Genomic DNA, 612 nt, shown 5'->3' with positions numbered 1-612 from the left:
TCCACGGCTGCATTCAGCGCCAGCAAATTGGTTTGAAAGGCAATGCTGTCAATCACTCCGACGATGTCGGCAATGCGGCGGGAGTTGGCCGTAATCGACTCCATGGTGGAGACGATCTGATCCATGGACTGTCCCCCGCGCAAGGCCGCCGCGCTGGCTTCGCTGGCCAGCACACCGGCTTTTTGTGCCGTATCGGCGCTGGATTGAACCCGGGCCGTGATCTGCTCCATGGACGCTGAGGTCTGGGCCACATTCACCGCCAGCTGCTCGGTCTGACCGTGCAGATAGCTGTTGCCCTGCTCGATCTCGTTACAGACCTGCTGAACATTGAGCGCCTGCTGGTTCACATCGTCCACCAGCCAGCGGAACATGAGACCGATCTGGTTGACCGTGCGCAGCGTGGTGCCGATCTCATCCGTGCGCTGCAGATATTGCGTCTGCCGGTTGTTGCCGGTTGCCACATTCAGCGACTGACGCTTGAGCAGCTCCAGCGGCGTGGCGAACTGGCTCTCGAGCAACAGCGTCATCACCATCAGCGCTACCGTCATGAAGGCCGCCATCGACAGGAACTGCATCTGGCTTTGACCCAGCAGCCAGGCGCCGAGCACCAGA

The 612-nt window shown here is 60.8% G+C and carries 1 protein-coding gene; it reads right to left on the bottom strand.

Translation table 11 applies throughout. The annotated features are described in order from the left end of the window. Positions 1-612: methyl-accepting chemotaxis protein (locus tag P353_RS27430; protein WP_034376719.1), on the bottom strand; the 612-nt coding region annotated here is incomplete at both ends.

The organism is Comamonas testosteroni, assembly GCF_000761245.1.
GTDB lineage: Bacteria > Pseudomonadota > Gammaproteobacteria > Burkholderiales > Burkholderiaceae_C > Comamonas > Comamonas testosteroni_C.
The sequence above is the reverse complement of the archived record's forward strand: the minus strand, read 5'-3'. Positions and strand labels throughout refer to the sequence as shown.